4 protein-coding genes (1 of these 4 cut by a window edge) are annotated in these 8725 nt (G+C 59.4%); 3 read left to right on the top strand and 1 reads right to left on the bottom strand.

Features of this window, described 5'->3' with window-relative positions; translation table 11 throughout:
- From C480_RS24215 to C480_RS10315, 3 genes are all read left to right on the top strand, one after another.
- A protein-coding gene (locus tag C480_RS24215; protein ID WP_006665562.1) for a ParA family protein crosses the window boundary here: on the top strand, positions 1–435 show its final stretch. 735 nt of this gene lie to the left of the window's left edge; only the last 435 of its 1170 coding nucleotides appear in the window; its start codon lies off the left edge, out of view; the stop codon is at positions 433–435.
- A gap of 260 nt (positions 436–695) precedes the next feature.
- Complete coding sequence (locus C480_RS10320; protein ID WP_006665561.1) at positions 696–995, top strand: hypothetical protein; 300 nt, start codon at positions 696–698, stop codon at positions 993–995.
- A 350-nt stretch (positions 996–1345) separates the two neighbouring features.
- Entirely contained in the window at positions 1346–4468 is a 3123-nt protein-coding gene (locus tag C480_RS10315; protein WP_455429538.1) for a BGTF surface domain-containing protein, read from the top strand.
- A 3153-nt stretch (positions 4469–7621) separates the two neighbouring features.
- On the opposite strand, the gene C480_RS24535 is transcribed toward C480_RS10315, so the two are convergent.
- Positions 7622–8725: glycine rich domain-containing protein (locus C480_RS24535; RefSeq protein WP_152424040.1), on the bottom strand; the 1104-nt coding region annotated here is incomplete at its 5' end.

Raw genomic sequence — 8725 nt, 5'->3', positions numbered from 1 at the left:
GAGGATGCCCGGCAGAAAGAGGAGTTCGGAGATCGGTTCACTTCGCTCACCAAAGATGACACGGATGATGCGGACGACGCGCGTGACACGCACGATACGACTGATGCAGACGATACGGACGATATGAACGCTACACCTGATACGGAACACACGGCAGATGCATTGGATACGGACGACGCAAACGGTACGCCGGTCCGCGAGCAGCAACGGAAGACGCTCTACCTCCCGGAGGCTCTCGTCGACGAGGCCGAGCTGGCGTTCGACGCACTCAACCTGCGGTGGCGGCAGGAGGGGAACGATCCGCTTGAGAAGCACCCGGACTTTTACGAACAACTGCTCCGCAACGCACTCGACGAGTTAGGCGACGTCCAGGAGCGGGACCTCGATGAACTCGCGGACGAACTCGACCTCACCGACGGGGGAGGACTTGATTAAATCAGAGTTTAACCAACCTCTTTCTGTCCGACCGACGCGTTCTGTATCGTGACATGCGATTCACGGTGTTGCCACTGCCTTTCGGCACTCGAAGTGTAGGGGTTGAACGGACAAAACGGCTGTCCGCACACGGAACTCCTGAAATATAGCCCCAAAAGCAGCCACAACAGTCAGGATAAAGGATTCTATCTCAATACGTGGGTCAGTCCTCGTGTCACAATATGCAGAACAGCTAACTGGTTGGGAACCATCGAAATTGTATGGACACAGAGCACGTCACGCTGGTTACGCGTTACCTGATGGGCATGCCGGACGGTGCGACGATCATCCGTGAAGAGGACGACGAATCCTGGTTCGGCGACTCGCACGATGTCGCGAGTTACGGCGTCGAACTGGTCCCTGAAGACGAGGCACGAGATCGCGTCGACGAGTTCGGCGACCTCAAGGACGACGAGCCAGACGAGGGAGGTCATGCTGGCCCTCTCGCGATTGACTTCGAAACAGATGGCGAACTCGTGGTCAAGGCGAATGGTTGTGGTGGCGGCGACGGGCGCTTTTAGACTATCTCCTAGATCACTCCCGGCCAGTTCGAGATCGCGAGTCGCTGCTCAAGGCGGNGAAAACGAGCGGGGGATGGAAAAACACTCACAGTCCCTACCCGGGAGTGCCCAACATCCCCCGCTCGCCACAATAAAATGACGTTCGCGATTGGGGACGTCGTTGTTCCCTGCGGGCCCGCTGCCCACACCACATCCTTGGAGCCATCTCACAAATATGTTGTGGATAGGGACTGTCAGCATCTTTGTTTTACTCTGTCTGCATGAGGTTATTAGTTTCGTGAACTCGGTATCAATCTAGAAGACTTATTACGGATGGTCCAAAACTCCTGCCTACCCCCCCCCGGGAGGTCATGTTCCAGGCCTCCGGCCGCTCGGTCGTGTCGATCGAGTGGTGGCCGCTGGGACAGACCGCCCAGTCGAATCGGCACGCAACCAGAATACAGAAATATAATAATCAGATGATAACAGAAGAAAACTCGATGTACGAAAAGGGACGTGCGGCGTTCCTTGCTGTACTGATGGTTCTCTCCGTTGTCGCCATGACTGCATCCTTCGCGGGTGCGGCGGCGGCAGTGGAAGATCCTGGTGACTCCACACTCACCGTGACAGTCACCGACGGGGACGGAAACGTCCTCAGTGGAGCAGACGTAGCAATTGAACGCAGTAATGACGCAGCTGTGAACGCGACCAACACCACGAACGATAGTGGACAGGTCACGTTCGCAGTCAACAATGATACCCAGTACGACCTCACCGTCAACGCAGACGGGNACGCGACCAACACCACGAACGATAGTGGACAGGTCACGTTCGCAGTCAACAATGATACCCAGTACGACCTCACCGTCAACGCAGACGGGTATCAGGAAGGGACGGATACCGTCACGCCAAGCGGTGACACCGAGACGAGCGTTGCACTCACCGCCAACACTCAGACCTACGACCTGACCGTTAACGTCGCAGGCCTGGCCGATGGTGACAGTGCGAGCGTCACCGTTGACGGAACTGAGGAGACTGGCGTCACGGACTCCGCGACGTTCACTGGCCTCGAAGCCGGTGAGTACACCATTGACGCTGAAGCAGACGGATACAACCCCGTCAGCAACACCGTCAATGTAAGTAGCAACACCGAAGAGACAGTCGAGTTCACCGAAGAGGGCGAGTTCCCACTCGGCGTGTCCGAACTCACCCACAGTGACCGACTCTTCCAGGGCGAGCTCGGTGTCGTCGACGTCACCGACGCTAATGCAGATACCATCGACCTCGAGGAAGTCGTTGACTCAAGTGAGGACGAGACGTCTTGGGAGCGCGAACTGACGGTGTACAGCCTCAGTGAGGCTGCCGACGCATACGACGACCTCGAAGTGGCTGCTCTTGAGACCGAGATCGGCGCAGGGGCTGAGGTTGTTGTCATTGAGACGGACAACCTCGACGAGAGTTCCTACCAACTCGCTGAACTCGAGTCCAACGGTGAAACGTTCGAGTTCGATATCCGCGTTCAGGAACTCACCTCTGAGTTCGATGACAGCACCGTCACGACTATCGAGGGCGACTCCTCCGAGACCTCGCTCGAGATCGACTCTGCACGCGCAGACTTCCAGGCAGTTGTGAGCGCCAGCGGCCTTGAAGCCGAGGACCTCGAGAACATCTTCGGCGAAGAGGGCGAAAACGGCGTGCTTGACGTCAATTCTGAAGACGACGAGATCACGCTTGACGCTCGCGGCACGTTCGATGCCAGCTTCTCGAGTATTGACGCTGGCGAGTACCAGTTCGACGTTGAAGCGGCAGACACGACTGCCGCAGACAACGCGACGGTCAACGTCTCCGACGACGACATGAATGTTGACCTCGTCACCTCTGATATCGTCGTCGGCCAGGGTGACCTCGCCGAACTCACGATCGACCTCGAAAACACTGACACGGCCTACATCCAGATCGGTGACGAGGGCGAAAGTGGCTTCGAGTCGCTCGCCCAGATCACGGACAACTCTGATGACGGCTACGACGAGATCAACGTCACCTACAACACGTTCGTGGGTGGCCAGGAGGGCGTCGACGAAAGTGACGCGTGGAACCACGATTACGATGATCTCGAGATCAAGTCCCTGAACACCACTGGCGGCAACCTGACCCAGCCACTCGCGGCAACTGACTACGAGATCTCGGTCGGTGTCTCTGGAAATGAAGTCGACGGTGTCACTGACGAAACTGACACTGGTTTCCTGACGCTCAACGAGTACGACGGTCCGTCCGATGTCACGACCTACACTGCACCTGCAGACGCTGACCTCGGCGACCTCGACGACCTCAACGAGACGACGCTCACTGAGACCGACGAAATCGCGAACCTGGACCAGGTTATCGTCGCTGTCGAAGACTACGGTCTCTCCGGTGCCATCGCGGGCGGCACCCTCGAAGAGAACACCAACCTCATTCTCTCCGAAGAAGAGGCTCCGAACCGGAACATCAACGAATGGAACATCGGCGAAGGGGAGTTAGAAACCAGCTACCTCGGCTCCGGTGACGATGTCGAGTACGACGGTACGCTCTACCTCGTCGTCGACGGCGTCTCGGACGCGTACGACGAAGATGACCTCGACGCTGGCTTCGACGTCTCCGCCGACGCCGACGACAGCGCGTTCTACCTCGAAGAGGACGAAGAGCTCTCGCACGAGAGTTCCTTCACTGTTAGCGAGCGCAACATTGAGTGGGACGACACCGCAGAAGAGGCACCTGCAGTCGACGGTGCTGAACTGTCTGGTGAATCCAACATCGCACCTGGTACGGAACTCAACCCCCGTGCTCGCTCGTCGGGTAACTTTACCCAGTCGCCAGAAGCCCTCATCGAAGATGACGGGACCTTCACGGCGAGCTACGACTTCAGCGAGTACGAGCCAGAAACGGAGTTCACGCTCCGCGCAACCGACCCTGTCGGTAGCGCCGAGCACGTGATTGACTCTGTTCTCTTCGACGCTGAGGAAGCGAACGTTCAGCTCGAGACCGACGCACCGAGTGAGGTTGCTGTCGGCGAAGACGCAACGCTCGACGTGACCGTCAGCAACACTGGCGGCTCGGCCTCTGACGAGATCGAGGTCGGCGTCGTGATCGGCGGCGAAAACGAACTCAACGAGAACATCACGCTCGACGCTGGTGAAGAATGGAGCAACAGCTTCGACTACACCGCCGAAGAGACTGGTGACGTTGAGTGGAGCGTTGTTGCCGGTGACAACGAAGAAACTGGCACCACCACCTTCGTCGACGAACCGTCTGACGACGGATCTGACTCCGGTAGCGACTCCGGCTCCGACGACTCCGGTAGTGACTCCGGGTCGGACGACGGTGACTCCGGCTCCGACGATAGTGGCGGTGACGACTCCGATGGCGACGATGACGGAACGCCCGGCTTCGGTGTCGCTGTCGCACTCGCCGCACTCCTCGGCGCTGCCATGCTGGCTCTGCGCAAGCAGAACTAAGCAGTAGCTAACTACCGGACTTCGTCCGGCTCTTGTCGCACTTCGATTTCTTTAACCATGCCCCGCAGAATCACCGTGAGCATGGCGGAACGTTTATCATAAAATAGACTTACTATCTGGATATGATGTTATTATGGATAGTTGTCACATGGGGGGCTATCATGCTGCCGTTCCTCGCGCTTCTATATGCACACGGAGAGCGGGAACGGGAACAAGAGAAAGGGAGAGGGATGGCTTAGACCCGTTCTTCGGCACGTGACGTGCGGTCGCGAATCTCCTGCACAGCCTCGCCGACCGTCTGGCCCTGCCCCAGCTGCAACTCGGTCCGGCTCGCATCGCTGTTGATCTCCCGGACCTGGTAGGGCCCGTCGCCGGGGAGTTGCGCCGGGTCGATCGCGTCGATCACCGACCACTCGACTGCGTCGTGAGGCACCGTCACCGAGGCCTCGACGATCGCCTGGCCAGTCTCCTCGACCAGATAGAGCGCGACCTGGTCGCACATCTGCTTCGACGCAAGGCCTGGGATGTCCTCGATGACCGTCCGCGCGTCCTGCTCGTCGACGACATCGCCCTGAACGAACTCGCCACGGGGCTTCATCTCAGCGTCGATGCTGACGGTCTGGCCGTCCGAAAGTGAGCCGCTCGAGAGTGCCTGGATCCGCGGCACGCCATCCGCAGTTGTGTAGCGAATCTCGTAATCCGCACCAGCCTCGAACTCCGTGTCGCCGTCGTAGACCGTCTCCTTGCCCTCGACGAGCCGGGAGTCTGGGAACGGCAGATCAACCCACGTATCGAGTTGCACGTCGACAGTCTGCCTCGTAACGCGCTGCGCGCCGCCGTAGACGATCGCCCGCTCGATGATGTCCTCGGTCTGTCGGTCGATCGAGTAGTCCGCGAGGTCCGGGTCAGCGGCCGCCGAGCGCTGCCGAAGTTGCGTCCACTCGACGGACATCGTGTCGCCGTCCGCTCGGACCTCGAAGACGAAGTTACCGATCTTGGCGACCTCCTGGAGGACATCGATCAGTTGGGCGTCGAACGACCGGTTGGTGAGCACGGGTGTATCGTCAAGGTCACCGCGTAGCGTCACGGACTCAAGCGTCTGGGGCTTGTAGCCCAAACGTGGCGTTGGCCCGTTGCGAGCCTCATCCCTCCGTCCGATCACGGCTCTTACGCCGCTCTCGGTCTGGAGGCCGTCCATGGCGGCGGTATGTTGGTAGACATCCTGAGCGTTGTCGTAGGTATTGACGCCGTCGACGAGTACGCCGAGTTCGATCGCACCCTCGCCGGCAGTCTGGCCATCGCCGCGGTTGGTCTCGACCTCGGCCTGGGCTTCGACGATCGATATTGGGGAGGCGATCGTGTCGAACACGATCTCGATAGCGTCGGGGNCGCCGCGGTTGGTCTCGACCTCGGCCTGGGCTTCGACGATCGATATTGGGGAGGCGATCGTGTCGAACACGATCTCGATAGCGTCGGGGTAGAGTTCGGGGCCATCAAGCGCCCCGAGGTCGGGACTGTTATCAAAGTTGTAGTTGTAGCGATCGTCTGCGATCGCCACTAAATCGAGATATATCGGGTCAGTCCCGTTATCGGACGAGGAGACGACTTGTATCTCGAGCTCGTGTGTCCCTGGCTGGAGATCTGAACTGAGGGTTGAGGTGCTGAAATTCCCCCACTGGATGGATTCAGAGACGCCGGAATCTGTCGGGATGTAGTCAATCACCTCACCATCGATCCGAATCTCAACCCCGGGGTTAGTACCCTGAGTCTCGGCGTGGTAACGCGTCTGGATCCAGACGTTCTCGGCCGGGATCCGGTGATCGAGCTCGAACGTCGTGCTCCCCTGTTGGAGCGATCCCGACAGTGCGCTTGCCTCCTCGCGCGAGTACTGGCTCCCCGAGGCAACATCCCCGCTGACAAACGTTTCTGGCTCAAAGTGCCAACAGACCTGCTGTGTCTCGAGGCGATCGTCGACAATCGTGAGCGGCAGATCGTCCGGAATCTCGTCCATCGCTGCCGAGAAGTCCGTCGACGTCTGTAGATCCTGCAGAACGACGCCCTCGTCGACGTTCGATTCGGGGACGTCCACGTTCGCGACGTAGTCCGTGTAATTGCTAATCAGATACTCGACGAACTCGTGAGTCGGTTGGGCGTCGAGGTCCTCGATGACGCGGCGCTCGAGTTGCGTCCCGCCACGGCCCTCGAGGACAGTCTGGCCGGGTTCGACACTCCGATGCTGGAGGGTGTCGATCGGCTGACGATCGGCGTTGTGCCAGGCACGCATCGACGCATCGTCGAACGCGTCTGCGTGCCACGTCTCGTCGTGTGGAACCGGGAGTTCAACGCGAGGGTATCCGTTAATCGTTGGCCGTCGAGTCGCTCCGTCGAGGATCTGCGGGGNCCACGTCTCGTCGTGTGGAACCGGGAGTTCAACGCGAGGGTATCCGTTAATCGTTGGCCGTCGAGTCGCTCCGTCGAGGATCTGCGGGGTGAGCGGGGCCGCAGCGTTCGGATGGTCCACCTCGCCGTACCAGCCCCGCGGCGGGACAGCGTTGTCGTCCAAGCCGATACTGTCAGTCGTGGATGTGACTGTCGCGTCGGCATAGACCCACTGCGTGCGAGCGCGAACGACGTAGTCATACTGCCGTTCAGGGGCGACATCCCCGTCGTCGTAGGACTCTGCCGTGTTCGAGACGGTCGCGATCAGCCGCCCCTTCGGATCGTCGTAGCTGTAGTCCGTTCGAGCGCGGTAGATCTGATAGCTTCCGCGGAAGTCCGACACATCCACCCATGAGAGCGCAATAGCCGTCTCTGAAGGAGTGCCAGTCAGTTGATCGGCCGGGGCCAGTTTCGTAATCTCTTCAGCAGCAAGCCAGTTGCCGGTAATGTACTGGGTCTGCGTCCGGATCCGAACCGAATACTGCTCACCGTCGTAGAGGTTCGTAATTGTGTGGCTGAGCGTCTGGTAACCGACCGTCGCCTCGTGCTGATAGTCTGGGGGATTCCCGCCGGGATCGTCGTCGCGAAGCTCGATGCGGTACTCGCCGTTGTTGAGATCCTCGGCCCACGACGCGGCCATCTCACTCTGGACTGATGCATCGAGATCAAGACCCTGTGCATCTGGAAGGTCGGTGGTAAACGTGACTGGCATCGTTACTGGTCCTCTCTGGCCGATGTATAGTCGGTGAACGTCTCGACGGTCGCGCCGTAGAGTTGGCCGTCGAGCAACTCGGTAGTCTCGTACGTGACGGTCTCCCCCTGGTTGGCTGGTGAGATATCGCTCCCGTCCTGTTGGTAACTGCCATCGTCGTCCTCACTGAGCAACAGGCGGTATCCCGAGGCGTTGTTCGACGGATCAACCCACGAAAGCGTCGCGTAGCGACCACTGACCGACTCTACTGTGAGGTTCTCGGCTGGAGGGAGATCAGTTAGCACATCGACTTCGTTACTCGGGTCAGATTCGACATCGATGTACGCAACGACCTGGTAATAGCGCTGATCGCCATCTGGAACGTCCGTCTCAGTGTGCGATGTCGTCGTTGTGTCAACGACCACACTGCCTGTCTCGGCGGCGTTCTGCTCGTCCGAGAGGTACAGTCGATAGCCGTCGGCATCTGTGACACCGTCCCAATTGGTCGCGATCTCCCGCAGGCTACTGTCGTACTGAAGGGAGAGGTTCTGGGGAGCGTCGGGCTCTAATTCGTACTCGATTTCGATCAGACCGTCGCCGCTATTGCCTGTTCCTCGCTCGTTGGCGATGACGGTTGCAGAGCCATCAATGAAGTTTGATCCTGCACCAGACATACCAACGATGTCGTTGTCCCCGTGCATCGCTGCAGATCCACCACCGTACAACCCGGAACCAGCCCCTCCTGTTGCGAGTTCACCGTATCCAGAGTCCCCATCGCCACCCTGACCAAGCGACCCGCTATCCCCCTCTGTAGATGCTGATCCTGCACGCCCGCCATCTGTCTGAGTCCCCCCAGTCCCGTCAATGTCCCTTGCGTTGGCCTCGGTGGGTTCGCCAGTATTGGGGCCACCATCTCCACCTGGCTCCGATCCATTGAACCTTGACCGACTGGCCCCAGCACCGCCTGCGCTGACAAGCACACGGTCAGAGAGAGAGTTCCCGGCTTGCCGAAGGTCGGTTGCCCCACCCCCGCCACCACTGGACACATAAGTTGTTTCTGCTCCGGAACCCCCGCCATTCCAACCTGGGCTTCCACTTACGCCATCCCCCGAATCGCCACCCCTACC

Source organism: Natrialba aegyptia DSM 13077 (assembly GCF_000337535.1).
In the GTDB taxonomy this organism is placed as follows: domain Archaea; phylum Halobacteriota; class Halobacteria; order Halobacteriales; family Natrialbaceae; genus Natrialba; species Natrialba aegyptia.
The sequence above is the reverse complement of the archived record's forward strand: the minus strand, read 5'-3'. Positions and strand labels throughout refer to the sequence as shown.